The 25,404-nt window shown below is 68.6% G+C and carries 27 protein-coding genes; 11 read left to right on the forward strand and 16 right to left on the reverse strand.

The annotated features are described in order from the left end of the window. Positions 1-49 precede the first annotated feature (49 nt). The 3 genes from BUR94_RS14610 to BUR94_RS14620 all read left to right on the forward strand — a co-directional run bounded on the left by BUR94_RS14610 (position 50) and on the right by BUR94_RS14620 (position 1,278). Positions 50-412: a diacylglycerol kinase gene (locus BUR94_RS14610; RefSeq protein ID WP_139301292.1), complete on the forward strand. Its 363-nt coding sequence runs from the start codon at positions 50-52 to the stop codon at positions 410-412. A 56-nt stretch (positions 413-468) separates the two neighbouring features. Further along, positions 469-807 carry an LIC10280 family protein gene (lfb1, locus tag BUR94_RS14615; protein WP_074256922.1) on the forward strand — a complete coding sequence of 113 codons (339 nt, stop codon included), beginning with the start codon at positions 469-471 and terminating at the stop codon, positions 805-807. A 114-nt stretch (positions 808-921) separates the two neighbouring features. Next, complete coding sequence (locus BUR94_RS14620; protein ID WP_139301293.1) at positions 922-1,278, forward strand: DUF6455 family protein; 357 nt, start codon at positions 922-924, stop codon at positions 1,276-1,278. Positions 1,279-1,494: 216 nt separating this feature from the next. On the opposite strand, the gene rimO is transcribed toward BUR94_RS14620, so the two are convergent. The 7 genes from rimO to BUR94_RS14655 form a co-directional block, all read right to left on the reverse strand. Beyond that, positions 1,495-2,877, reverse strand: coding sequence for a 30S ribosomal protein S12 methylthiotransferase RimO (gene rimO / locus BUR94_RS14625; RefSeq protein ID WP_074256924.1), 1,383 nt, complete (start codon positions 2,875-2,877; stop codon positions 1,495-1,497). 8 nt (positions 2,878-2,885) lie between these two features. Continuing rightward, positions 2,886-3,389 (reverse strand): GNAT family N-acetyltransferase, encoded by a 504-nt coding sequence (locus BUR94_RS14630; protein WP_074256925.1) that lies wholly within the window; start codon positions 3,387-3,389, stop codon positions 2,886-2,888. Between the two features lie 9 nt (positions 3,390-3,398). Next, positions 3,399-4,160 carry an ABC transporter permease gene (locus BUR94_RS14635; RefSeq protein ID WP_074256926.1) on the reverse strand — a complete coding sequence of 254 codons (762 nt, stop codon included), beginning with the start codon at positions 4,158-4,160 and terminating at the stop codon, positions 3,399-3,401. Beyond that, complete coding sequence (locus BUR94_RS14640; RefSeq protein ID WP_074256927.1) at positions 4,157-5,095, reverse strand: ABC transporter ATP-binding protein; 939 nt, start codon at positions 5,093-5,095, stop codon at positions 4,157-4,159. The genes BUR94_RS14635 and BUR94_RS14640 overlap by 4 nt, the downstream gene beginning before the upstream one ends. 89 nt (positions 5,096-5,184) lie before the next feature. Then, a complete protein-coding gene (locus tag BUR94_RS14645; RefSeq protein WP_245794478.1) occupies positions 5,185-6,171 on the reverse strand; it encodes a nucleotidyltransferase family protein in 987 nt (328 codons plus the stop codon). Positions 6,172-6,284: 113 nt separating this feature from the next. After that, on the reverse strand, positions 6,285-6,881 hold the full coding sequence (locus BUR94_RS14650) for a GcrA family cell cycle regulator (protein ID WP_074256928.1): 597 nt from the start codon (positions 6,879-6,881) through the stop codon (positions 6,285-6,287). 55 nt (positions 6,882-6,936) lie between these two features. Beyond that, positions 6,937-7,866 (reverse strand): DMT family transporter, encoded by a 930-nt coding sequence (locus tag BUR94_RS14655; protein ID WP_074256929.1) that lies wholly within the window; start codon positions 7,864-7,866, stop codon positions 6,937-6,939. A 226-nt stretch (positions 7,867-8,092) separates the two neighbouring features. On the opposite strand from BUR94_RS14655, the gene BUR94_RS14660 reads away from it, so the two are divergent. Together BUR94_RS14660 and argF are read left to right on the forward strand one after the other, a co-directional pair. Then, entirely contained in the window at positions 8,093-9,274 is a 1,182-nt protein-coding gene (locus tag BUR94_RS14660; protein WP_074256930.1) for an aspartate aminotransferase family protein, read from the forward strand. Further along, positions 9,271-10,197, forward strand: coding sequence for an ornithine carbamoyltransferase (argF, locus tag BUR94_RS14665; protein WP_074256931.1), 927 nt, complete (start codon positions 9,271-9,273; stop codon positions 10,195-10,197). Before BUR94_RS14660 ends, argF begins: the two co-directional genes overlap by 4 nt. A gap of 171 nt (positions 10,198-10,368) precedes the next feature. Here the strand turns inward: argF and BUR94_RS14670 are convergent, their stop codons facing one another. The 6 genes from BUR94_RS14670 to BUR94_RS14700 form a co-directional block, all read right to left on the reverse strand. Next, positions 10,369-11,589 carry a LysM peptidoglycan-binding domain-containing protein gene (locus tag BUR94_RS14670; protein WP_074256932.1) on the reverse strand — a complete coding sequence of 407 codons (1,221 nt, stop codon included), beginning with the start codon at positions 11,587-11,589 and terminating at the stop codon, positions 10,369-10,371. 23 nt (positions 11,590-11,612) lie between these two features. Then, positions 11,613-12,230 (reverse strand): rhodanese-like domain-containing protein, encoded by a 618-nt coding sequence (locus tag BUR94_RS14675; RefSeq protein ID WP_074256933.1) that lies wholly within the window; start codon positions 12,228-12,230, stop codon positions 11,613-11,615. 278 nt (positions 12,231-12,508) lie between these two features. Further along, positions 12,509-13,726, reverse strand: a complete 1,218-nt coding sequence (locus BUR94_RS14680; RefSeq protein ID WP_074257748.1) for a bifunctional folylpolyglutamate synthase/dihydrofolate synthase — start codon at positions 13,724-13,726, stop codon at positions 12,509-12,511. 26 nt (positions 13,727-13,752) lie between these two features. Then, a complete protein-coding gene (accD, locus tag BUR94_RS14685; protein ID WP_074256934.1) occupies positions 13,753-14,712 on the reverse strand; it encodes an acetyl-CoA carboxylase, carboxyltransferase subunit beta in 960 nt (319 codons plus the stop codon). Between the two features lie 365 nt (positions 14,713-15,077). Next, entirely contained in the window at positions 15,078-15,971 is an 894-nt protein-coding gene (locus tag BUR94_RS14695; protein ID WP_074256936.1) for a CPBP family intramembrane glutamic endopeptidase, read from the reverse strand. Between the two features lie 62 nt (positions 15,972-16,033). Further along, a complete protein-coding gene (locus tag BUR94_RS14700) occupies positions 16,034-16,915 on the reverse strand; it encodes a type II CAAX endopeptidase family protein (protein ID WP_074256937.1) in 882 nt (293 codons plus the stop codon). Between the two features lie 113 nt (positions 16,916-17,028). On the opposite strand from BUR94_RS14700, the gene ilvD reads away from it, so the two are divergent. The 5 genes from ilvD (at position 17,029) to BUR94_RS14725 (ending at position 21,311) form a co-directional block, all read left to right on the forward strand. Continuing rightward, positions 17,029-18,792, forward strand: coding sequence for a dihydroxy-acid dehydratase (gene ilvD / locus BUR94_RS14705; protein WP_074256938.1), 1,764 nt, complete (start codon positions 17,029-17,031; stop codon positions 18,790-18,792). 1 nt (position 18,793) lies between these two features. Continuing rightward, a complete protein-coding gene (locus tag BUR94_RS14710; RefSeq protein ID WP_074256939.1) occupies positions 18,794-19,453 on the forward strand; it encodes a hypothetical protein in 660 nt (219 codons plus the stop codon). 161 nt (positions 19,454-19,614) lie between these two features. Beyond that, on the forward strand, positions 19,615-20,391 hold the full coding sequence (locus BUR94_RS14715; RefSeq protein WP_245794480.1) for a DUF6478 family protein: 777 nt from the start codon (positions 19,615-19,617) through the stop codon (positions 20,389-20,391). A 16-nt stretch (positions 20,392-20,407) separates the two neighbouring features. Next, complete coding sequence (locus BUR94_RS14720) at positions 20,408-20,812, forward strand: hypothetical protein (protein ID WP_074256941.1); 405 nt, start codon at positions 20,408-20,410, stop codon at positions 20,810-20,812. Between the two features lie 10 nt (positions 20,813-20,822). After that, positions 20,823-21,311, forward strand: a complete 489-nt coding sequence (locus BUR94_RS14725; RefSeq protein WP_074256942.1) for a DM13 domain-containing protein — start codon at positions 20,823-20,825, stop codon at positions 21,309-21,311. 3 nt (positions 21,312-21,314) lie between these two features. On the opposite strand, the gene BUR94_RS14730 is transcribed toward BUR94_RS14725, so the two are convergent. After that, positions 21,315-21,611: an alkylphosphonate utilization protein gene (locus BUR94_RS14730; RefSeq protein ID WP_074256943.1), complete on the reverse strand. Its 297-nt coding sequence runs from the start codon at positions 21,609-21,611 to the stop codon at positions 21,315-21,317. 129 nt (positions 21,612-21,740) lie between these two features. Between BUR94_RS14730 and BUR94_RS14735 the strand changes: the two genes are divergently transcribed. Beyond that, entirely contained in the window at positions 21,741-23,753 is a 2,013-nt protein-coding gene (locus tag BUR94_RS14735; protein ID WP_074256944.1) for an NADPH-dependent 2,4-dienoyl-CoA reductase, read from the forward strand. 10 nt (positions 23,754-23,763) lie between these two features. Here BUR94_RS14735 and BUR94_RS14740 read toward each other — a convergent pair whose 3' ends face one another. Continuing rightward, complete coding sequence (locus BUR94_RS14740) at positions 23,764-24,828, reverse strand: alcohol dehydrogenase family protein (protein ID WP_074256945.1); 1,065 nt, start codon at positions 24,826-24,828, stop codon at positions 23,764-23,766. A gap of 174 nt (positions 24,829-25,002) precedes the next feature. Beyond that, positions 25,003-25,248 carry an EF-hand domain-containing protein gene (locus tag BUR94_RS14745; protein WP_074256946.1) on the reverse strand — a complete coding sequence of 82 codons (246 nt, stop codon included), beginning with the start codon at positions 25,246-25,248 and terminating at the stop codon, positions 25,003-25,005. Between the last annotated feature and the right edge of the window lie 156 nt (positions 25,249-25,404).

Raw genomic sequence — 25,404 nt, forward strand, 5'->3', positions numbered from 1 at the left:
GCTCGCCGCTATCTCCGGAACCGGGGATCGTGGTGTGAGGGGCGGAACGATGTTGAAACAGCAAATCAGGCGCATCTGGCTTCGCACACGGTGGAGCTGGGAGGGGCTGACCCATGTCTGGCACACCGAGCACTCGCTCAAGCAGTGGGTCATGGCCTATGCCGTCTCCGTCGTGGTCGCCCTGGTGCTCCCCATCACCCCCGGTGAAAAAGCCCTGCTGCTGATGGGCGGCGTGCTGGTCTTCGCCTTCGAGTGCATCAACACCGCCATCGAACGCACCGTCGATCACATCTCGATGGAGCGCCATCCGCTCGCCAAGCAGGCCAAAGACACCGCCTCTGCCGCCGTCGCCCTCTCTGCCGTGGCGCTGGGGCTGGCCTGGGTCGTCATCCTCATCGGTCTTGCCCTCTGAAGGTCGGGGCGGGCACAGTCGGCCCATTCAATCCCCGATCATTCAGGACACGCATCATGACCCATCGCCTTGCCTTCGCCGCCCTCACGGCCACCCTCGCCCTCTCCACCCCATTGGCCGCCCAAAGCCTCACCGGCAGCTACACCGCCCAGGGCCGCAACCCCGACGGCTCCGCCTACACCGGCACCGTCGAGATCGTCGAGAACGGCGGCGCCGTCAGCATCACCTGGACGGTCGGCAACAGCTATGCCGGGGCCGGCACGATCGACGGCAAGCTGATCACCGTGCAATGGGGCAGCGACCACCCGCTCTATTACGTCATCACGCCCTCGGGCGAGCTGCACGGCACCTGGGGCAACGGCACCGCCCTTGAACGGCTGATCCCAATGCGGTGACGTGCTGCGCGCCCCTGCCGCTTCGTGAACTGTGCCGTATTTGACCTGAGTCAACGCGGCAAGTCAGGAGCAAGGGCAAACTTGTGCCGTGAACCGGACAAGGGACCGAGGCGCATGAAACCCATGGGCGACGAACGCACACACTACCTGCTGGCCCTTGGCATGGCCAAGGCCACGCGCACCGATCTGGTCGACGCGATGGAAACCGGCGCACTCGACAACGACGCATGGGCCCGGATGCTGCACCGCTGCCGCAGCTGCGGCTGGCCGGAGGGCTGTGCCGATTGGGTCGATCATCAGATGGAGTCCGGGGCCGAATGCCCGCCCTCCTGCGTCAACCAACGCAGGTTCGCCGAGCTGCGCGCCCGTTCCGCCCAGGCCCGGCGCGATTCCGACATCGCCGTCGAAGCCGCCACCCTGGCAATGGCGCGGGCAGAGCGCGTGATGAAAAAGGCCGCAGGCGCCCGCTGAGGCACTGCGCAGAACATGTCGACAGGGGCAAGGGACGGAGCCTGAAACGGGCGGCCCCGCCGGCATCACCAGGGGTCGGTGACTGGGGAGCCACCGACCCCATCATTTTTCCCGGCACCGCGTGATACCCGCGAGCTTGCCGGACCCATGCGCCGCTTCATGGCCGATACCCTGACGGCGATGCTGGTCTTCACACGCCCGCCACGGGCCGCCCGCTCAGGGCGCAGCGATCCGCCGCCCCCAGAGGTCGTATTCGCTGGCCTCGTCCACCTCGACCGTCACGATATCGCCGGGGCTCAGCCCCTCGGTGTCTTCGTCGATGAAGAGGTTGCCGTCGATCTCCGGCGCATCGGCCTTGGTCCGGCAGGTCGCCACGCCCTCGGCGTCGATCTCGTCCACGATCACCTCGCAGCGCGTGCCCACCTTCGCCGCCAGCCTGGCCTCGCTGATCGCCTGCGCCTTTTCCATGAACCGCGCCCAGCGCTCGGCCTTCACCTCTTCGGGCACATGGTCGGGCAAGGCGTTGGACCTTGCGCCCGCCACGTTCTCGTACTTGAAGCACCCCACCCGGTCGAGCTGGGCCTCGTCGAGCCAGTCGAGCAGATGGGCAAACTCCTCCTCCGTCTCGCCCGGATAGCCCACGATGAAGGTCGACCGCAGGGTGATGTCGGGGCAAATCGCCCGCCACTCCGCGATCCGCTCCAGCGTCTTTTCGCCATGCGCCGGCCGGGCCATGCGCTTCAGCGTTTCGGGGTGCGAATGCTGGAACGGGATGTCGAGATAGGGCAGCACCAGCCCCTCCGCCATCAGCGGAACGACCTCGCGGACATGCGGATAGGGATAGACGTAATGCAACCGCACCCAGGCCCCGAGGCCCCCGAGGTCCCGCGCCAGATCGGTCATATGCGCCCGGTGCCCGCGCTCCTCGGCATGGCGAATGTCCACGCCATATGCCGAGGTGTCCTGGCTGATCACCAGCAGTTCGCGCACCCCCGCCGCCACCAGCCGCTCCGCCTCGCGCACCACCGCATGCGCCGGGCGCGACACCAGCCGCCCGCGCATGTCGGGAATGATGCAGAACCTGCACTTGTGGTTACAGCCCTCCGAGATCTTCAGGTAGCTGTAATGCCGCGGCGTCAGGCTCACCCCGCTCGCCGGCAACAGATCCACGAACGGATCGGGCGCGGGCGGCACCGCCGCATGCACCGCGTCCAGCACCTGCTCGTATTGGTGCGGCCCGGTCACCGCCAGCACCTTCGGATGCGCCCCGGTGATGTAGTCGGGCTCCGCGCCCAGGCAGCCCGTCACGATCACCCGGCCATTGGCCGCCATCGCCTCGCCGATCGCCTCCAGGCTCTCGGCCTTGGCGCTGTCGAGAAACCCGCAGGTGTTGACGATCACCGCATCGGCGCCGGCGTAGTCCGGGCTGATCCCGTAGCCCTCTGCTCTGAGCCGGGTCAAAATCCGCTCGCTGTCCACCAGCGCCTTGGGGCAGCCGAGTGAAACCATGCCGATGCGCGGCTGCCCGTCACGGGGAGCCTCGCCAAAGCGGGGAGCGGGCGCGAGGTCGGGGCGCAGATCGGGCGGATTGCTGGACATGCGCCGCGCTATACAGGCGCACGCGGCGCGGCGGAAGGGGCAACGCTGCGGCGAAAGGTGATCGAGGTGGGCCGGTCAAAGCCCTCATGCGCCGTCCGCCCGACCTCGACAAAGCCCAGCGCGGCAAAGGCGGCATGGTTCTCGGTCAGCTCGACCCGCGATTGCAGCTCCAGCGCCTCGAACCCGCCGTCCCGCGCCATCTGCTCCGCCAGGTCCACCATCTGCCGCATCAACCCCTGCCCGCGCAGCTGCTCGGTGACGGCCAGCTTTCCGAGATAGATCACCGGTCGCCTCGGCGCCGCAAAGCCGCAGGCCACCACCCGCGAGCCGTAGCGCACCAGCATCAGCACCTCCTGCTCCGCCTTTTCCGCCAGGCCCTCGGGCGTGAGGCGCTTCAGCGACGAGGGCGGGTCGATCCGGCCTTCCATCTCGGCAAAGCAGGCCACCAGCAGCCTGTGCAGCCCGCGCCAGTCGTCAAACCCCGGCCCCGCCACCTCTGCCTGCAATTTCATGCCACCGCCTCACGGCTTGATCCGCCACCCTGTCTTGAAGATGGCATAGATCGCCAGGAGGCAGGCAACGAAAAACCCGGCCACCGCGATGAGCGAGATGCCCACGGGCACGTCGGAGATGCCGAAGAAGCTCCAGCGGAACCCGCTCACCAGGTAGAGCACCGGGTTGAAATGGCTCACCGTGGCCCAGGCCGGCGGCAGCATCGAGATCGAGTAGAACGACCCGCCCAGAAAAACGAGTGGCGTGACCACCAGCAGCGGAATCAGCTGCAACTGCTCGAAGTTCTTCGCCCAGATCCCGATGATGAAGCCCAGAAGCGCAAAGCTCACCGCCGTCATGACGAGAAAGGCCAGCATCCAGACCGGATGCAATATGTTCAGCTCCACGAAGAAGTTCGCGGTGATCATGATGATGCCCGCGATGAACAGCGCCTTGGTCGCCGCCGCGCCGACATAACCGATGACGATCTCGATAAAGCTCATCGGCGCCGAGAGCAGCTCGAAGATCGTGCCGATGAACTTGGGAAAGTAGATCCCGAAGCTCGCGTTGCTGATGGATTGCTGCAACAGCGTCAGCATCACCAGCCCCGGAACGATGAAGGCGCCGTAGCTGACCCCCTCCACGCTTTCGATCCGTCCGCCGATGGCGGAGCCGAAGACCACGAAGTAGAGCACCGTCGAGAGCACCGGCGAGATGATGCTCTGGGTCACGGTCCTGAAGAACCGCGCCATCTCGAACCGGTAGATCGCCCCGATCGCCAGCCAGTTCATTGCGCCACCTCCTTCTGCTGCCCCTCGTCGACAAGCGAGAGGAACACGTCCTCGAGGCTCGATTGCCGGGTCGAAAGGTCGGTAAATTTCAGCCCCGCCGCGGCCAGATCGGCCATCAGCCGGGTCACGCCCGTACTCTCGGCGGTGGTGTCGAAGGTATAGGTCAGCCGGTTGCCCTCCAGCTCCAGCTCGTAGCCCGCAAGGCTCGCCGGGATCGCATCGGGCGCCTTGGCCAGCTCCAGCACCAGCTCCTTGCGGCCCAGCGACTTCATCAGCTTGTCCTTCTCCTCGACCAGCAGCAGCCGCCCCTTGTCGATCACCCCGATCCGGTCGGCCATCTCCTCGGCTTCTTCGATGTAATGGGTGGTCAGGATGATCGTCACCCCGTCGGCCCGCAGCTCGCGCACCAGCTGCCACATGTCCTTGCGCAGGTTCACGTCCACGCCCGCCGTGGGCTCGTCGAGAAACAGCACCCGCGGCTCGTGGCTGAGCGCCTTGGCGATCAGCACCCGCCGCTTCATCCCGCCCGAAAGCTCGTTGTTCCGGCTGTCCTTCTTGTCCCACAGGCTCAGGCTCCGCAGCACCTTCTCCAGGTAGGCGTCGTCCTTCCGCTTGCCGAAGAGCCCGCGCGAAAAGCGCACGGTGTTCATCACCCTCTCGAAGGGCTCGATCGAAATCTCCTGCGGCACCAGCCCGATCATGGCGCGGGCGGCGCGGTAGTCGGTGGCAATGTTGTGCCCGCCCACGGTCACCGTGCCGCCGGTGGGCCGGATCAGCCCGCAAACCGCCGAGATCGTCGTCGTCTTGCCCGCGCCGTTCGGCCCCAGCAACGCGAGGATCTCGCCCTCCTCGATATCGAGGTCGAGCCCGTGCAGCGCCGTGTGGCCGCTGTCATAGGTCTTCTGCAATCCCTTGATGGATATGATCGGGGCCATGTGGTTGGCCTCCCTTGTCCCTCGTTACATCAGGGGAAGAGTTCTAGCGCCCGGCGGTGTTCTGACAAGTCCGTGAACGGGCATTCCTGTCAGAGCGCTGTCAGGAGGGCGCGGCTTTCGGGCATTCGGTCAAGCGTCGCGTCGATCAGCGTGCACCACTTCGGCCCGCCCGCCCGCGCCTCCTCCCAGGCCTCCTTCAGCTCGTCCGGACGGTCCTCCGCCAGCGTCGCGATCAGCAACGCCGCCTGTGCCATGTCCTTGCGCGCCTTGCTCCGGTCCTCGCCCGCGCGCCGGGCGGCGACGATGAGCTTGTGAATCGCATAGGCCTCCGGCCGCGGCACCTGCACCAGCACGCCGGAGCGATAGAGCCCCACCGCCGGGATCGGCCGCGCCAGCAGGAAATTCAGAAAGTGCAACGCCTGCGCCGACACCCCCAGCGACGGCAACTCCTTCAACCCCTCGTCCGCCTCGAAGGAAGGCGTGAGGAATTCGACCAACATCTCACGTCGCGTCTGCCGCCACTTCCAGACCTTCCCCTTGTGGAGAGACGGAACGGGATCAAAGGACAGGTCCGCCAGCACGTCGTTCAGTGGCTCCGATACCGTGTCGTCCAGTGCAACCGAGAGCCGCTCGAAACTTGCGATATCCATGTCACCGGTCATCGCGAGGTCCGAGTACCCCAGTCTCACACCCAACTCGCCTTCGTAGAGCTTGAACGCCTGCGTGCCGATGATCGTGCCGCCCAGCCGGAACACCCCGATCCGCGCCATCGCGGCCAGCAGGCTACCCGTGCCGCCATCCATGCTGGCCACACCCTCGGCACGCAGCAGCCGCACCAGCCGGGTCCGGTTTGCCTCTCGCGCCTCAGCTTCCGCCCGCAGGTCCCGTATCCGGTCAAGCCGCCCTCGAAGCTCGTCCGTATCCTCACCGATGTATGTCTTTTGAACGTCCGAGCCGACACGGTACACGTCGTACCAATAATCCTTCCCGTTCACCTTGTAGAGGGTCGGCTTTCCACGCACATCGCTTGCCCGCTCATCCTTTAGAGAACGGAGGAGGTCGTGGTAGGCAGCCATTGCATTGGCGGAATGTCGGTCAAGTTGGGCCATGTGCAACAAAAATATCTTTCGTTGCACAAGGAGGTCAACTCACTTTGTGCAACAAAAATTATTTTTGCTGCACAAGCCTCTCAGCGCCGCCGGTCGCGGCGCGACGACATCGGCTGGAAGGCCACGCCCACATGAGCCTCGCAATAGGGCTTGCCCTGCTGCACCGAGAGCCCGCAGAACCAGAAGTCATCGGTCGCCGGGTCGCCGATCGGCCATTTGCAGGTCCGCTCGGTGAGTTCCATCAGCGTGAGCCGCTTGGCCTTCTTCTCCACCTCGCGCACCGAGGCCAGCGCCTCGGGGCTGATCTCGTTGGCCGAGGGCTGCGGCGGCAGCGGCTGGCCGGCGGGGATGATCGCCTTGCGGGCCGGGCTGACGGGCGCGGCGCTCTGGGTCGCGGGCTCCTCGCGCGCGGGCTTCTCCTCGGCAGGTTCGGCCTTTGCCGGCTTCGCCTTGGGCTTGGCCTTGGCCGCGGCGGGCGTGGGCTTCTCCTTTGCGGCGGGCTTGGCCGCCGGAGCCGGCGCCGCGCCCGTGGTGCGGTTCGAGAGCCCGAGCCGATGCACCTTGCCGATCACCGCATTGCGGGTCACCCCGCCCAATTCCTTTGCGATCTGGCTGGCCGACTGGCCCTCGCCCCACATCCGCTTCAGGGTTTCAACGCGCTCATCGGTCCACGACATGCCCGACCATCCTTTCAAACTGCAAAGCGGCCCGCCACCGGGCCGCTTGTTGCCCTTATTTTACTACGCCTCGCGCCGGGCGCAACCCGACCGGGCGCTTTCTGCCTTCTCTCCAGGCCAGCAGGAGCGCGCCTGCAACAATGATCGACGCGCCCAGCCAGCTCACCCAGTCCGGCACCGCCCCGAAGATCACCGCATCGAAGAGCGCGGCAAAGACCAGCGTGCCGTAGATGAACGGCGCCACGAAACTCGCATCGGCCCGGGCCATCCCGTTGATATAAAAGCTCTGTGCCGTTGCCATCGACAGTCCGACGCCGGCCAGCGCGCCCCATTGCGCCAATGTAGGGCTCTGCCAGCCTGCGGCCAGAAGCGCCGCACTGGCGATCAGCACGCCCAGCACGTTGTTGACAAGCAGAATCTGCAATCGCCCCTCCCGGCGGGTCAGTTTCTTGATCCAGATGTTCTCCGTGCCCATCGCCACCGCGGCCCCCAGCGCCAGCAATGCGGCGGGCTGAAAGCTCTCCGGCGTGGGCCGGAGCAGCACCGCCGCGCCGGTGAGCGCCACGGCCACGGCGGCCCAGCGCACCCGGCCCACCCGCTCGCCCAGCAGGACCACCGCAAAGATCAGCGTGAACACCGGGCTGGTGAAACTCAGCGCCGTGGCATCGGCCATCGGGATGAAGGCCACGGCGGCAAACATCAGCGTCACCCCGCCCCAGCCGCACCCCGTCCGCGCCAGGTGCAGCCCCCAGTGCGGCCGGGTGAACCGGGGCCGGATCACCGCGCAGCCCGCGACAAAAAACACCAGCGCAAAGACGAACCGCCCGTGGCTCACCTGGAAGGGCGACAAGGCCGACCCCAGCGCATCGGTCGTCAGCGTCTTGGCAAACAGCGTCGACAGCGCGATGAAGGCCGTGGCACCGGCGATGCAGAGCGCCGCCAGGGTGTTGTCGGGCCGCACCGGGGCAAAGGGAACATCGGACATGGGCAATCCTCGTGCTGCGGGCATAGATCGCGCTTCCCAAGCTGCCGTCAATGCGCTATCTGCCCCCCATGACCACTGGTGACATCCTCCGACGCCGACGCCGCGCCTGATCTCTCCCGGGCCGCCTTGCCGTGCCCGCCCGCCCCATGGTCCAAACCCCGAAAATCGTTGACGAACGCCGCCGGCTCTTGCATGCCCAAGGCCTGTATCCCGAAAGGACGATCCGATGATCCCCTCCATCCTGCCGACCTACAACCGCGCCCCCCTCACCTTCGTGAAGGGCGAGGGCGCATGGCTTGTCGAGCAGGATGGCCGACGCTTCCTCGACCTGGGCTCCGGCATCGCCGTCAACGCGCTGGGCCACGCCGCGCCCGAGCTGGTCAAGGTGCTGACCGAGCAGGCAAACAAGCTCTGGCACGTCTCCAACCTCTACACCGTCGCCGAGCAGAAGGCGCTGGCCGACAAGCTCGTCGAGGTGAGCTTTGCCGATACCGTCTTCTTCACCAACTCCGGCACCGAGGCCTGCGAGCTGGCGGTCAAGATGGCGCGCAAGTTCCACCACGCGGCGGGCCACCCCGAGCGGGTCGAGATCCTCACCTTCGACGGCTGCTTCCACGGCCGGTCGTCGGCCGCCATCGCCGCCTCCGGCACCGAGAAGATGGTCGGCGGCTTCGGCCCGCTGCTGCCCGGCTTCCGCCACCTCACCTGGGGCGACATGGCCCAGCTTGAGGCCGAAATCGCCAAGCCGGACGTGGCGGCGGTGCTGATCGAGCCGATCCAGGGCGAGGGCGGCATCCGCGTGCTCCCCGATGATCAGCTCAAGGCCATCCGCGCTGCCTGCGATGCGCATGGCGTGCTGCTGATCGCCGACGAGGTGCAATGCGGCATGGGCCGCACCGGCAAGCTCTTCGGCTTCGAATGGGCCGGGATCGAGCCGGATATCGCCATGTCCGCCAAGGGCATCGGCGGCGGCTTTCCGCTCGGCGCGGTGCTGGCCACCGAGGCCGCGGCAGCCGGCATGGTCGCGGGCACCCACGGCTCCACCTACGGCGGCAACCCGCTGGGCTGTGCCATAGGCAAGGCCGTGGTCGATATCGTCTCCGACCCGGCCTTCCTGGCCAATGTGTCCCGCAAGGGCGGCCTTCTTCGGCAAAAGCTCGAAGGCCTCGTTGCCGCCCACCCCGAGGTGTTCGAAGGCGTCCGCGGCCAGGGCCTCATGCTCGGCCTCAAGTGCAAGCTGCCCGCGGCCGACGTGGTGAAGGCGGGCTACGATGCCCTCGTCATCGGCGTGCCCGCCGCCGACAATGTCATGCGCCTTCTGCCGCCGCTTAACATCACCGAGGAGGAGATCGCCGAGGCGATCACCCGCCTCGACGCCGCCGCCACCGCCGTGGAGGCCGCGCAATGAACCACTTCCTCGACATCAACAAGACCGACATCACCGACCTGAGGCAGATGATCGACACGGCAGGCGCCATGAAGACGGCCCGCGCAGGCCGCCTGAAGGGCCTGCCCGACGACGCGCAGCCGCTGGCGGGCCACATGGTCGCGCTCGTCTTCGAAAAGCCCTCCACCCGCACCCGTGTCAGCTTCGACGTGGGCGTGCGGCAGATGGGCGGGCAGACGATGGTGCTCTCGGGCGGCGAGATGCAGCTCGGCCACGGCGAGACCATCGCCGACACCGCCCGCGTGCTGTCGCGCTACGTCGACCTCATCATGCTGCGCACCTTTGCCGAGGATACCCTTCTGGAAATGGCCGAGCACGCCACCGTGCCGGTCATCAACGGCCTGACAGACCGCAGCCACCCCTGCCAGATCATGGCCGACCTGATGACCTACGAGGAGCATCGCGGCCCGATCAAGGGCAAGAAGGTGGTCTGGACAGGCGATGGCAACAACGTCTGCGCCTCCTTCGTCCACGCCGCCGGCAAGTTCGGCTTCGATCTCACCTTCTGCGGCCCCGAGCAGCTCGACCCCGAGCGGGTCTTCGTCGAAGAGGCCCGCAAGGCCGGCAGCAAGATCGAGTTCGACCGCGACATCTGGTCCGCCGTCGAAGGGGCCGACCTGATCGTGGCCGATACATGGGTCTCGATGCACGACGCGCAAAGCACCCGCGAGCGCCGCCACAACCTGCTGCGCCCCTACCAGGTGAACGAGGACGTGATGGCAGCGGCGGGCGAGCAGGCGCTCTTCATGCACTGCCTCCCCGCCCACCGCGGCGAAGAGGTGACATCGGCGGTGATGGACGGCCCCCAGTCGGTGATCTTCGACGAGGCCGAGAACCGCCTGCACGCCCAGAAGGCGATCCTGCGCTGGTGCCTCGGCGTCTGAGCCCGGCCCGGCGCATCGGCGATGCCCACCCTGCACCCCCACCGCGGCGACGGCGGCTCGAAGGCACCCGCAGCCCCCTGAAAACAAAACCACCGGCCACGAGCGGGCCGGTGGGCGGGGGCGTGCCTGGGTGTTGGTCTTGCTCTTTCGCCCCTTGAGCCTCGGCTGGCCTCAGCCCGCCGGAATGGTCAGCCTCTGCCCCGCCTTGACGTGGTCGGGGCTCGGCAGCGTGCCGCGGTTGGCCTCGAAGATCACGGTGTAGCGCGAGGTGATGCCGTAGAACCGGTAGGCGATCGAGGCGAGGCTGTCGCCCTCCCGCACGGTATAGGTCACCGGCTTGCTCAACCGCCGCGCCGGGCGCGTCTCGGGGCCTGCACTCTTGCGTGCCGCCACCGTGGAGGCCGTGACCAGCGCGTTCAGCACCAACCGCGAGTCCACCTGCCCGTCAGGCCGCAGGAGCGCCGCCGGCGCCTCGAGCTGGCCCGCCGCCGAAAGCTCGTCGATCAGGGCCACAAGGTATTCCTCCGAGCGGCCTTCCTCCATCGCGGTCGCGATCACCTCTTCCAATGTCACTGGCCCGCCGGTGGCCACCGGCCTCGGGCCCGCGCCCGCTTCCTCGAGGCCCCGCAGGACATAGGCTGTGGACCATTCCTGCGCGTCCTCCAGCGGGGTCGTCACCTTGCGCGGACCGAGGCCGAGGCCGATCAGCACGTAATCCGTGCTCCAGCCTGCCGCCTCCTCCAGCGCCCGCTGCGAGGAGGGCGCGGTCACGAACCGGCGCTGCGCCGATACCGGCGCGGGCGGCGGCGCAGGCTCCGTCGGCAGCTCGAGGCCGAGCCCGGCCAGCACGCCCGCACTGAGGGCGCGCATGTCGTCGGCGGTTTGCGCCCTCGGCGTCTCCGCCTCTGCCTCAAGCGCCTCTTCCGGCATCGCCAGGGCCGAGAGCGCCACCGTGGCCGCCAGCGCGACCTCGTCGGCCAAAGGCCCTTCCACACCGGTGACGTCGCTCTGCGAAAGCGCAGCCAGAACATCCGCCGCCAGCGCATCGGCATCAACGCCCGGCGCGGCCTCGGCAACTTCGGCACCGGTCTCGGCAGAGCTCTCCGCCTCCGGAACCTCCGGCTCGGGGGCCTCGACCACCTCCGCAACCGGCGCCGGTTCCACCACCGCCTCCGCTTCGGCCACCACCTCCGGCTCCGTCGCCGGCGCGGGCGCCATCACGGAGGCCTCACTCGCCTCCATGGTCACCAACCCGCCGCTGCGCATCATGTCGCCGGTCGAGGCAATGCCGCCCGAGGTATCCACGCGCTCGCGCCCGACGCCGGGCACGAACAGGACGGCGGCCAGCGTTGCGGTCAGCAAGGCCGAGGCCGTCACCAAGGCTCTGAACATGTTGTCCCGTCCCTGCATGCCGGTCAGGGCTGCGTCACGGTGAGGCCGAGCAGCGACCACACCTGCAATCCGCCACGGTAGTAGCGCAGCTTGTCCGCCGGATAGCCTGCCGAGGCGAGGCTGGTGATCGCCCGCGCCGACTGGTCGCACCACGGGCCCGAGCAGAACATCGTCAGCGACATGGCACCATCGAAGTTCCAGCTCCCGTCCGGCCCCTCCACCGCGCCCAGCGCCTTGAGAATCTCCTTCCGGTAGGGGTTCTTCGGGTCGAGCGTGGTGTAGGGCACGTTGACCGCGCCGGGGATCGTGCCCTTGAGGTAGACATCGGGCATCCGGCTGTCGAGCAGCAGCCCGGTGCCGCCTGCCACCTCCGCTTCGAGGAAGGAGATCACCTCCAGCTCGCCCACCGTCGCCACGCCTTCGGCCGCCGCATTGGGCTGGATGCAGGCGGGCGGGCAGTTCTCGGCCAGCTCGCGGCTCAGGCCTTCGCCCTCCACCGGCGCCCGTTCGATGGTGATCGGCTCGCCCTTCAGGTCAAAACTCTTGGAGAGGATATCCTCGGTGATCCAGAGCGGCTCCGCCCCGAGGCCCGCAGCCCCGGAGGCAAGTCCCGCCGCAATCGCTAGAGCGGCCAAGCGCATGACAGTCCCCCAATCGTCGGCGCGCCCTTGGATATGTGCTGGCAGGCTGGCGCACCTATAGTATTTGACCCAAAATCTAGCGGATTTCCGCCAATTTGGTCAACATCAAGTGTGCTCTCCGGGCCTCTCAAGGCTTCGCCGATTCGGGATTGCGAGTCGTTACAAGGACTTATCCGGCGCAGAAATTTCGCCCCAAACCCGCACCGCCCCGCCAAAGGCCCCGATAGGGCAGCGGCACGGCTAAAACCGCTCGTCGCAGGCTGCTCGAACCGCCCCGATCAGGCTCGCCCGCCCAGCACCGCGCCCGCCAGGTAGAGCGATCCGCAGATCACCACGCGCGCGCCGGGATGCGCCAGGGCGACCGCATCGAGCGCAGCCGCGAGGCTCGGAGCCTCCTCACCCGCCATGCCCAGCGCCCGCGCGGCGGCGGCGATGACACCCGGCGCATGCGCCTTGGGCTCGTCAGGGATCGGCACCGCCACCAGCGCCGTCGCCTGCGCAGCCAGGGGCGTCAGAAAGGCCTCCGGCCTGCGGTTGGCCAGCATCGCGACCACCAGCACCGTCTCCCGCTCCGGCAATTCGGCCAACCCCTGCGCCAGCACCGCCGCCGCCGCCGGGTTGTGCCCGCCGTCGAGCCACAGCTCCAGCCCGGCCCGCTCGTCCAGCCGTTGCATCCGCGCGGGCCACAGGGCGTTGCGCATGGCCGCCTCCAGCGCCGCATCGCCCTGCCCCAGCGCCCGCAGCGCGGCAATCGCCACACCCGCGTTGGCCACCTGGTGCGGGCCGCGCAACACCGGCAGCGGCACGTCCACCAGCCCGGTCTCGTCCTGCACCACCAGCCGCCCGCGCTCCACCTGGCCATGCCAGTGCTGCCCCTCGGTCAGCAGCGGTGCGCCCACCCGTGCCGCCGCCCGCTCGATCACCGCCTCGGCCACCTCCTCCTGCCGCGCCACAACGGCCTGAACCCCGCGCTTCAGGATCCCCGCCTTTTCGCCGGCGATCTCGCCCAGCGTCTCGCCGAGAAACTCCTGGTGATCGAGCGCCACCGGGGTGATGACGCAAAGCGCCGGGGCCTCGACCACGTTCGTCGCATCAAGCCGCCCGCCCAGCCCCACCTCGAGCAGGCACCAGTCGGCGGGCTCCCGGGCCATGGCCACGAAGGCCGCCGCCGTGGTGGCCTCGAAAAAAGTGATCTCTTCGCCCGCGTTGGCCTCGATGACCTCTTCCAGCACCGCGCAAAGCGCCTCTTCCGAGATCTCCTCGCCGGCCAGCCGGATCCGCTCGTGAAACCGCACCAGGTGCGGCGAGGTATAGGCATGGACCCGCCCGCCGCCGCCCTCCAGCCCGGCCCGCAGCATCGCCTGCACCGAGCCCTTGCCGTTGGTCCCGGCGATATGGATCACCGGCGGCAGCCGCCGCTCCGGGTGGCCCAAGGCGGCGAGGAGCCGGTGCATCCGGTCCAGCGTCAGGTCGATCTCGGCGGGGTGGAGCCGCATCAGCCGCTCCAGCAGGGCCGTGCTGCTCACGTCTTTGGCTCACCCTTCGGGGTCGGGGCGGCCTCTTCGGCCGGGGCCTCCGGCGCGGCCAGTGCCGGCTCGGCGGGCGGCGCGGGGAGATCGCCCGCCACCGGCGGCTCCATCCCCATCAGCATCCGGCACAGCGAGACAAGCTCTTCCTTCAACTTCTTGCGGTGCGTCACCCGGTCGAGCATGCCGTGATCCAGCAGGTACTCGGCCCGCTGAAAGCCCTCGGGCAGTTGCTCGCGGATGGTCTGCTCGATCACCCGCGTCCCGGCAAAGCCGATCAGCGCATTCGGTTCGGCAATGTGAATATCGCCCAGCATCGCGTAGCTCGCCGTCACGCCACCGGTGGTCGGATGGGTCAGCACCACGATGTAGGGCAGCCCGGCTTCCTTGAGCATCTGGATCGCCACGGTCGTGCGCGGCATCTGCATCAGGGCCAGGATACCCTCCTGCATCCGCGCGCCGCCCGCAGCCGAAAACACGATATAGGGCCGCTTCATCTGCACCGCGCGCTCCGCGCCCGCGATGAACGCATTGCCCACATACATGCTCATCGACCCGCCGATGAAGCTGAAGTCCTGCGCCGCGGCCACCACCGGGGTGCGGCCGATCTCGCCCTCGGCCACCAGCATCGCCTCATGTTCGCCGGTCGCCTTCTGCGCCGCCTTCAGCCGGTCCGGGTAACGCTTCTGATCCCGAAAGTGCAGCGGATCCGCCACCGGCTCGGGCACCTTCACCTCGGTGAAGATCCCGCCGTCGAACAGCGCGGTGAACCGCTCGCGCGGCGTGAACTGCATGTGATGGTCGCAGTTCGAGCAGACGTTCAGGTTGTCGCTCAACTCCCGGTGAAACAGCATCGTCCCGCATTCGGGGCACTTCTTCCACAGGTTCTCGGGCACCTCGCGCCGCGAGAACAGCGAGTTGATCTTGGGCCGGACGTAGTTGGAGATCCAGTTCATCGCACCTTTCCGGGGCTGCCTGCTGCATCCCGTGAAATAGGCCGCGCCGGGGGGAATTGCAATCAACCCCTCCGGTGCGCCTCCGCCGTCACCGCAGGGCACCCGGCGCTGGCCAGGCTCTCCCTGCCCTGGCTGCTCTCCGGCGCCGCCGCCGTGGCGGACGGCACAGGCACCACCATGTCGGAGGAAACGGCGCAAAGCCCGGTCAGCAGGATCAGGGGGGTCAGCCGAAGGCGAGAAAAAGCCCGGCACAGAACGGGCTGGCCGGGCGCTCCGGAAGGCGGCAAGCCGCACATCCACGGCATAGTTTTGGTCTTCTCACCTTTGTTCTGCACCATACATCGCGGGTACGGCCCGTGCAAGGGTCAGCGGTCGATCAGCGCCTTGACGATCCACCAGTTGACGAAGACCATCCCGATCGAAACCGCGAGCCCCAGGCTGACGAGTCCCTCCTCCGCGAGGCCCCAGGGCGTGACGTAGAGCGCCAGCCCGGTGATGGTGCCCTTGATGCTCAGGATGAAGAGTGCGAGCAGGTTGTTGGCAAAGTGAAAGCCCATCGCGGCCCCCAGCGACCCGGTGCGCTCGGTGAGGTCGGCGGCGACGAGCCCGAAGGCGAAGGCCGCCAGAAGCACCAGCGGCAGGTTGCGCCCGGACTCCGGGTCCCAGTGCAGGAGCCCGAAGCAGAGCGCGGGCAGGGTAAACCAGATCCAGCGGGCGGCGAAACGGGCCGCAAGCTGTTGCATCAGGTACCCCCTGAACAGGATCTCCTCCGCCGCGATCTGCACAAACAGCAGCGGCAGCGCCAGCGGCATCCAGACCAGCCAGCGCATCGGCTCCAGGTTGGCCTCGGGCGGCCAGACCAGGGCGCTTGCGCCCATCAGCACCCCGAAGACCACGAGCACAACCAGGAAGGCCGTCACGAAACCGCGCCACCAGTCGCCCCAGGGCCCCAGGAGCGAGCCGGGCCCGCGATAGTGCAGCGCGGCGGCAGCCAGCACCGGCCCCAGCGCCATGCCCCCGAAGGTGAGCAGCAGCAGCGCAACCGACCCCGGCATCCGCCCGGCCTGAAGCTCCTGGAAGAACGGCATCACGCCCCAGAGCCCCTGCTCGGCCGCCACGACGCCCACAGCGCCTCCGAGCACCAGGAGCGTCCAGGAGATGTAGATGAACAGGATGAGCAGCACGCCCAGCAAGAGCCGCCATATTTGCGGATAAACCTTCGCAGGCAGCAGCATCGCCGTAAATTCCGGATGTCTCATCGCCTGCTCTCCTCGGCCTTTTCGGCGAGGTTACCGCATCGGCCCGGCCACCGGAATCCCCTTCACGCGCGGATCGCCACCCGCGCCGCCAGCCAGCCCACCAGCAACACCCCGAACTCCGCCGGCATCAGACCCGGAATCACGCCCGCGTCGGCGGCGAAGGGCGTGTGATACAGCGCCAGCCCCGCCACCGGTCCGGGCACGGTCACGCCCAGCAGGGCAACGCCGTTGTTCACGATGTGCAACGCCAGCGCCGGGCCAAGGTTGCCCGCCCGCGCGGTGAGGTCGGCCGCGACCAGGCCGAAGACGAAGGCCCAGAGGCAGAACCAGATCGCGTTGTCCCCCGCGCTCGCCGTCCAGTGCAGCAGCGCGAACAGGATCGCCGGCGCCGCCATCCAGGCCCAGTTGCCCGCCCGCGTTCCCGCCGCGATCTGCTGCGTGAGATAGCCCCGGAAGAACAGCTCCTCGGTGCCCGCCTGCACCGCCACGGCGGCAAGGCCGAGCGGCAGGTAAAGCATCCAGCGGTTCACCGGCATCGCCGCATTGGGGATGAGGTCGTAGCTCGTTGGCAGAAAGGCCGCCGCCGCAATGTAGAGCGGCACGAGCCAGTAGAGCACCCGGAAGAAGTCGCCCACCGCATGGGCGCCAGGGCCGAAGAGGCTGAGAAACCCGCGCCAATGCACCGCCCGCAGCGCAATCGCCAACGCCACCGCGAACAGCCCGTGCGAGAACAGCGCCGCCAGCGTGCGCCCGGCGCCGGTGCCATCGCTGGTGAACACCGCCTCCACCGCCTCCGGACCGCCGAGCGCGGCAAGCAGGATGAACACCAGCTGTTGCAGCATCATCACCGCCACGAACATGAGCCCCAGCACTGCCCCGATCCGCCAGAGATCGGGGGTTGCGCGGGCCGGCGCGGCGAACTCGCTCAACCGCTCATATGCCATGTGACTGCTCCATGCAGCCTGAGATAGGCGAGCCGGGCGCGGGCCGCAATCCGGCTTGCCCCTTGGCCGAGCCGGGACTATTCCGGCAGGCGACCGACAGAGGGAGAGAACCCATGCTGAAACGCCAGACCGACAAATCCAAGCTGCCCAGCCGCCACGTCACCGAGGGACCGGCTCGCGCACCGCACCGCTCCTACCTCTATGCCATGGGCCTCTCCGAAGACGAGATTCACCGCCCGCTGGTGGGTGTCGCCACCTGCTGGAACGAGGCCGCGCCCTGCAACATCGCCCTCAACCGCCAGGCCCAGGCCGTCAAGCTGGGCGTCAAGGCCGCCTCCGGCACGCCGCGCGAGTTCACCACCATCACCGTCACCGACGGCATCGCCATGGGCCACGAGGGCATGCGCTCCTCGCTGGCGTCGCGCGAGGCCATCGCCGACACCGTCGAGCTCACCATGCGCGGCCACTGCTACGATGCACTGGTCGGCCTCGCGGGCTGCGACAAGTCGCTGCCCGGCATGATGATGGCCATGGTCCGGCTCAACACGCCGTCGGTCTTCATCTACGGCGGCTCGATTCTGCCGGGCAAGGCGCCCACCGGGGCCGACGTGCCCGCCGATTTCGCCTCCCGCGACCTCACCGTGCAAGACATGTTCGAGGCCGTCGGCCGCCACCAGAACGGCGACATGTCGGATGCCGCGCTGGATATCCTCGAGCGCGTGGCCTGCCCCTCCGCCGGCGCCTGCGGCGGCCAGTTCACCGCCAACACCATGGCCTGCGTCTCCGAGGCCATCGGGCTTGCGCTCTTCAACTCCTCGGGCATGCCCGCGCCCTACGAGAGCCGCGACCAGTATGGCGAGGCCTCCGGCCGCGCGGTGATGGAGCTGATCGAGAAGAACATCCGCGCCCGTGACGTGGTGACCCGCAAGGCGCTCGAGAACGCCGCCCGCGTCGTCGCCTGCACCGGCGGCTCCACCAATGCCGGCCTCCACCTTCCGGCGATTGCCCACGAGGCCGCGATCGACTTCAACCTCTTCGACGTCTGCGACATCTTCAAGGACACCCCCTACTTCGTCGACCTCAAGCCGGGCGGCGCCTATGTCGCCAAGGATCTCTACGAGGCCGGCGGCGTGCCGGTGGTGATGAAGGAGCTGCGCAAGGCCGGCCTGATCCACGAAGACTGCATCACCGCCTCCGGCAAGACCGTGGGCGAGGAGCTCGACCTGGTGACCCGCGAGGCCGATGGCCGCGTGATCCACCCGGTCGCCACCCCGATCACCCCCACCGGCGGCGTCGTGGGTCTCTCCGGCAACCTCGCCCCCGATGGGGCCATCGTGAAGGTGGCCGGCATGGAGAAGGACCAGCAGGTCTTCACCGGCCCGGCCCGCGTCTTCGAGTGCGAAGAAGAGGCCTTCGAGGCCGTGAAGGCCCGCAGCTACAAGGAAGGCGAGGTCATCGTCATCCGCAACGAGGGCCCCGCAGGCGGCCCCGGCATGCGCGAGATGCTGGCCACCACGGCGGCGCTCTCCGGTCAGGGCATGGGCAAGAAGGTGGCGCTGATCACCGATGGCCGGTTTTCCGGCGCGACCCGCGGCTTCTGCGTCGGCCACGTCGGCCCCGAGGCGGCCCACGGCGGCCCCATCGCCCTGCTGAAGGACGGCGACATGATCACCATCGACGCGGTGAACGGCGAGCTCTCGGTCGCCCTCTCCGAGGCCGAGATGGAGGCCCGCAAGTCCGCATGGGCCGGCCCGCGCAAGACCGACTACGCCTCCGGCGCGCTGTGGAAATACGCCCAGCTCGTCGGCTCCGCCAAGTTCGGCGCCGTGACCCATCCGGGCGCCAAGGAAGAAACCCACGTCTACATGGACCAGTAACATGGCCTTCGCTGCCCGGCTCATCGCACCCCTTCTCGCCCTCGCGCTCGCGGGCTGCGAGGGAGTGGTGCTGCCGGGCAGCTCCAGCGCACCAACCCCGGCCGCCGCCTCCGGTGCGGCGCCCGCCCGCTCCGTCCCGCCCAAGCCGCCCACCCGGCTCGAGGTCGGCGGCGTGGTGGTGGCCGCGCCCGACGGCTACTGCGTCGACACCCGCGCGCGAAAGGGCAGCTTCGTGCTGCTCGCCGCCTGCTCCGCCATCAGCCAGTCGCCCGAGCACCCGGCACCGGGGCGGATGGGGCTGCTCTCCGCCACCGTCGGCAAGCGCGGCTCCGGCAGCCCCCCGCCCGACGCCGACCAGCTCTCAAGCTACTTCCGCTCCGCCGAGGGCCGCGCCACGCTGTCCTACGCGGGCGACCCAGCCTCGGTCGCCATCACCGATGCCCGCAGCCAGAACGGCGTGTTCCTGCTCGCCCTGATCGACCGCTCCGCCCCACCCCAGCCCGAGCTGGGGGCGGCCCGCTGGCGGGCGCTCTTCACGGTCGATGACAGGCTCGTTTCGGTCATCCTCCACTCCCTGAAGGAAGACCCGATCAGCCGCGATGGCGGCACCGCCCTGCTTCAGACCTTCGTCGCCCGCATCCGCGCCGCCAACGCGGGCTGAGCTGCGCCCGTTCCGCCACGTTCCGCGGGCAATCCCCATCCCGGCGGCATTTGCAGGATTGAAACACTTTCCCGCCACTATCATACCGGCGTAGACTGGCCCCACACTCACCCCGGCTCCGGCCGTCACAGCAGACCTGCAGCGCGCTTGGCAAGACCGATATGGCAAAACCGATGGACAGCCTGATCGACCGTGTCGCCCACCGCCGCGCCCTGCGGCGCTGGAGCCGCGCCGCCGATGCCGCCGCCTCCACCGATCTTCCCGCGTTGCGCAGCCTGCGCAGCAAGGCTCGCCAGTTGCGCCGCCAGCTCGACCGCGTGGTGCACGAGGCCGATGGCCGCCTGACCCTGCCGCTCATCGGCTCCAACGCCATGCACCGCCCGATCGGGTCCGATTGGGCCTGGCGCCCCGAGCTCTGGCGCGGCCCGATCTCGCCACCCGGCCACGCCGCCGCGCCCACCCGCACCATGCTGGGCCAGGCCGCCACGCTCTACCACGACTGCACCTATTCCGAGCTGACCCTGCGCCAGATCCGCAATACCTCCGAGGAGGATCTCGCGCCCTTCGGCCTCCGGATGGATGTGTTCCGCTTCGACGGTTCGTTCCTCTCCATCGTGCTCGACCTGCCCGCCGAGGCCGTCGACGGGCTCAAGCGCAAGCACGTCATCGGGCTGGAGGCCAAGGTCGAAGTCGAGAAGCCGCTCGAGATCTTCGCCCGCCTCAACGTCCGCCACGGCCCCAACACCGAGCAGATCGTGCGCGAGCTGCCGGTGACCGAGGGCGGCGTGCAGATGGCCGAGTTCGACCTCGCCTATACCGGCCTCAACGAAAAGCGGGTCGAGAAGGCCTGGGTCGACCTGATCTTCGAAGGCCCCCAGATGAACCAGATCGTGCTGCGCGATCTCACCCTCTCCCGCCGCCCCCGCGCCGAGATCTGACAGAGGACGCCGCCCGATGCCGGATACCACCCAGACCAGCCAGCTCACCCTCTCCAAAACCCGCATCCAGGCAGGTGTCTGGGAGGGGCTGCTGATGGCCGACGGCGTGGGCAACACCCAGCCCCGGATCGAGGTGATCCACCTCGGCAAGCCGCTGGAGGGTGTCGAGATCAAGGCCGACGGCGAGATGCAGAACCTCTGGCAGCTCCGCGTGCCGATCCCGGCCGAGCTGCTCTGCGACGGCGTGCAGACCTTCGCCATCCGCGACGCCCGCACCGGCGCCGCGCTGGAGCATTTCACCATCGTCACCGGCCAGCCCCTCGAGGATGACATCCGCGCCGAGGTCGATCTGCTGCGCGCCGAGCTCGACATGCTGAAAAAGGCCTTCCGCCGCCACTGCCTCGAAGTCCTGGGCCGCTAGGGTCGCCGCCATGAAGCGCCTCCTCCTTATTGCCGCCCCGAGCTTCCTGCTTGGGGCCGTCTTCGGCGCCGCCTTCTGGTACCTCGCCTCGCCGCTCTGGATCGACCGGGTGGTGAACGAGAGCCTCGTCACGGGCCAGGGCGTCACCGTGCTGGCCGAGGGCCGCTTCCGCGACGCCGGCGCCGCCCACCGCGGCACCGGCACCGCCCGCCTCGTCACCCTCCCCGACGGTCGGGTGGAGGTGCAGCTCACCGACTTCGAGGTCACCAATGGCCCCGATCTGGAGCTCTGGCTCTCCGACGCGCCCGACCCGCAGAGCTCTTCGGAGGTGTCGGGCGGGGACTGGGTCTCGCTCGGGCTGCTTAAGGGCAACATCGGCGACCAGAGCTATACCGTGCCCCCCAGCATCGACGCCACGCGCTACCGCTCCGTGGTAGTCTGGTGCGAGCAGTTCGGCGTGCTCTTCTCCCCCGCGCCCCTCGCCGCGCCCGGCGGCTGAGCCTCAGCGCTTCTTCACGAACTCCGTCCGCAGCACCAGCCCCTTGATGCTGTCATGTCGGCAGTCGATCTCTTCGGGGTTCTCCGTCAGCCGGATCGACCGGATGACCGTGCCCTGCTTCAGGGTCTGGCCCGCGCCCTTCACCTTCAGGTCCTTCACCAGCACCACCGCGTCACCATCGGCCAGCCGGTTGCCCGCGGCGTCCAGCACCGCCTCGACCTCCGCCGCCCCTGCCGCCAGCTCCGAGGCCGGCAACCACTCGCCGCTGGCCTCGTCATACACATAGTCCTCGTCCGTCATCGCATTCTCCCGACCGTTCTCCTGCTCCCTACCGCACCCCGCGCTTCGCCTCCAACCGACATGACGCCGCGTCTTGCCGTGACATCCCCCTGCCCGCGCGGCACTCTGCCCGCAGGAGGACGCCACACGATGACCAGCTACCCCCATCTTCTCGCCCCGCTCGACCTGGGCCATGTGACCCTGCCCAACCGCGTGCTCATGGGCTCCATGCACACCGGGCTGGAAGAAACCAGGGACTGGTCCCGCGTCGCCGCCTTCTACGCCGCCCGCGCCTCCGCCGGGCTGATCGTCACCGGCGGCATGGCCCCCAACCGCGAGGGCGGGGTGTTTTCGGGCGCGGCGGGCCTCTACACCCCCGACGACATTGCCAACCACCGCATCGTCACCGATGCCGTGCACGCCGAAGGCGGCCGCATCGCCATGCAGATCCTCCACGCGGGCCGCTACGCCTACAGCCCCGATTGCGTCTCGGCCTCGCCGATCAAGTCCCCCATCTCGCCCTTCCCGCCGAAGGAGCTCGACGAGGAGGGCATCGAGAAACAGATCGCCGACATCGCCACAGCCGCCGCCCGCGCCCGCGAGGCCGGCTACGATGGCGTCGAGGTCATGGGCTCCGAGGGCTACTTCCTCAACCAGTTCATCGTCACCCACACCAACAAGCGCACCGACCGCTGGGGCGGCTCTTACAAAAATCGCATCCGCTTGCCCATCGAGGTGGTCAGGCGCGTCCGCGAGGCCGTCGGGCCCGACTTCATCGTGATCTACCGCCTCTCGATGATCGACCTGGTGCCAAATGGCTCCACCACCGAAGAGGTCATCCATCTCGCGCAGGAGATCGAGAAGGCCGGCGCCTCCATCCTCAACACCGGCATCGGCTGGCACGAGGCCCGCATCCCCACCATCGCCACCTCCGTCCCCCGCCGCGCCTTCGCCTGGGTGACGCAAAAGCTGATGGGCCACGTCTCCATTCCCGTGATCACTTCGAACCGGATCAACACCCCCGAGGTGGCCGAGAGCGTGCTGGCCGAGGGCTGCGCAAACATGGTCTCCATGGCCCGCCCCTTCCTCGCCGACGCCGATTTTGTCACCAAGGCCGCCCGCGGCGAGGCCCACACCATCGCCCCCTGCATCGCCTGCAACCAGGCCTGCCTCGATCACACATTCTCCGGCAAGATGACGACCTGCCTGGTCAACCCGCGCGCCTGCCACGAGACCGAGCTGGTCATCACCCCGGCGGGCACGCCCAAATCCATCGCCGTCGTCGGCGCCGGCCCCGCCGGCCTTTCGGCGGCCCTCACCGCCGCCGAGCGCGGCCACGCCGTCACCCTCTTCGACGCCTCCCCCGAGCTGGGCGGCCAGCTCAACATGGCCAAGCAGATCCCCGGCAAGGAAGAGTTCCACGGCCTCGTCGACTGGTACGCCACCATGGTCGAGCGGTCCGACATCACGCTCAAGCTCAACACCGAGGCCACGCCCGAGCGCCTCGCCCCCTTCGACGAGGTCATCCTCGCCACCGGCGTCTCCCCGCGCGATCCCGGCATCCCCGGGCAGGACGGCCCCAACGTGCTGAGCTACATCGACGTGCTGCGCCACAAGGCCCCCGTGGGCCAGCGCGTCGCCATCGTCGGCGCGGGCGGCATCGGCTTCGACGTGGCCGAATACCTCTCCCACGAGGGCGAAAGCCCCACCGAGCACCTGCCCGAATGGATGGAGATGTGGGGCGTTGCCGACCCCGCCCGTCACCGCGGCGGCCTCGCCCCCGAGGGCCCCCAACCCCCGGCACCGGCGCGCGAAATCTTCCTGCTGCAACGCAAGGACGAACGCCCCGGCAAGCGCCTCGGCAAGACGACCGGGTGGATTCACCGCGCCGCCCTGAAAATGGCCAACGTCAAGATGATGGGCGGCATCGCCTACGAGCAGATCAGCGCGCAGGGCCTCCACGTCACCCAGAACGGCGAGCCCAGGCTCATCGAGGCCGATACCATCGTGCTCTGCGCCGGCCAGGTCAGCAACCGCGGCCTCGCCGATGCGCTCGCGGCCTCCGGCAAGCCGGTTCACGTGATCGGCGGCGCCGACGTGGCCGCCGAGCTCGACGCCAAGCGCGCCATCAACCAGGGCACCCGGCTGGCCGCAACGCTCTGAGGCCCCCGCCTCAGGCCACCTCCAGCCCGATCTTCCCCACGTGGCCCTTGGCCATGAACGCCTCCTGCGCCGCCGCCATGTCCCGCAGCGCGAAGACCTGCGCAACCACGGGCGCCACCTCGCCGCGCTCGATGTAGCGCACAAGGTCGGCAAACACGTGGTCGGGCTGAAACGTGCTGCCATGAAAGGTGAGGTCGTGCAGGTAGAGCGTGCGCAGGTCCAGCTCCACGATCGGCCCCGCGATCGCCCCCGAAACCGCGTAACGCCCCCCCGGGCGCAGCGCCTCCACCAGTTCCGGCCAGCGCGGCCCGCCGACGAGGTCCACCACCACCTCCACGCTCTTCTCCGGCAGGGGATCGTCGCGCCCCAGCACCTCCGCCGCACCCAGTGCGCGCACCGCATCGGCCTTCGAGGGGCTGGTCACGGCCACCACCTCGGCCCCGCGCCGCGCCGCCAGTTGGATCGCCGCCGAGCCGACGCCCCCGCTCGCCCCGGTGATCAGCACCCGCTCGCCCTTCCGGGGCTGCACCCGCGCCAGCATCCCCTCGGCGGTGGAATAGGCGCAGGGAAAGCTCGCCAGCTCCACGTCGCTCAGATCGCTCTCCACCTTCAGCGCATCCTTGGCGCCAATGGCAAGAAACTCCGCAAAAGCGCCGTCGCGCTCCGAGCCGAGGGTCTCGAGGTGAAAGGGTCCACCGTGGGGGTTGTACATCGGCCGCAGCAGCACCCGCTCGCCCAGGCGGCCCTCGTCCACACCGGCGCCCACCGCCACGATCCGCCCGCAGCAATCGGCGCCCTGCACGCGCGGAAACTGCAGCGCCCCTGACCAGGCACCATCGCCCGCCTCCGCGCCGCCATAGCCGCCCGCCCCGCTCGCCGTGTCACCCCTCACGGATTTCGAGTACCAGCCGATCCGCGTGTTGATATCGGTGTTGTTCACCGCCGAGGCCCCCACCTTCACCAGCACCTCGCCGGGCCCCGGCTGCGGTACCGGCAGATCCTCGCGCCAAGCCAGCATCTCCGGGCCACCGTGTCCGAGCAGCACCATTCCCCGCATCTTTGCCGGCACATCCATCGCATTCTCTCCCGCCTGTTCCCCTCAAGGCTCGCAGTGCACCCCACGGAAGGCAAGCAAGAACCGCCAGCCGGATCGCTCCGGCTGGCGGCCTCACGCAAGCATGCCACTGGCAAGGTCAGGGCGGCGAGGCTCCTGGGAATGGGGTTTTCGGCCCCGCCGCCCGCTCCGGCCTCAGCCGGAGGTCAGAAGGCCCGCCGCCACGGCGGCCTCCCATTCGGCGGTATCCACTTCGCCATCGGCGGAGGTGTCGATCTCGCCAAAGATCTCCTCGGTGATCTCCGGATAAGCCACCTGCATCTCCTCCATCGAGAAGGTGCCGCTGCCATCCGCGTCCTCCACCATCGGCGTGTCCTGCGCCATCAGCGGGGCTGCGGCCAGGGCGGCGAGGGTGGCGGCGGTCATCATGATCTTGGTCATTGCTCTCATTTCCTCTTGTTGGGTTAGCGGCCCCGGCTGTCATCGCACCGCGGCCTGCGAGAGAGAGGTAAGTCCGCCGCCCGGCCGGTTTCCATGCCTCTCGCGCAATGCGCCCGCCCCACGGCGCCGCGCCGCCAAATCGCGCATCCGGCACCC

The sequence above is a fragment of the Vannielia litorea genome (assembly GCF_900142295.1).
In the GTDB taxonomy this organism is placed as follows: Bacteria; Pseudomonadota; Alphaproteobacteria; order Rhodobacterales; family Rhodobacteraceae; genus Vannielia; species Vannielia litorea.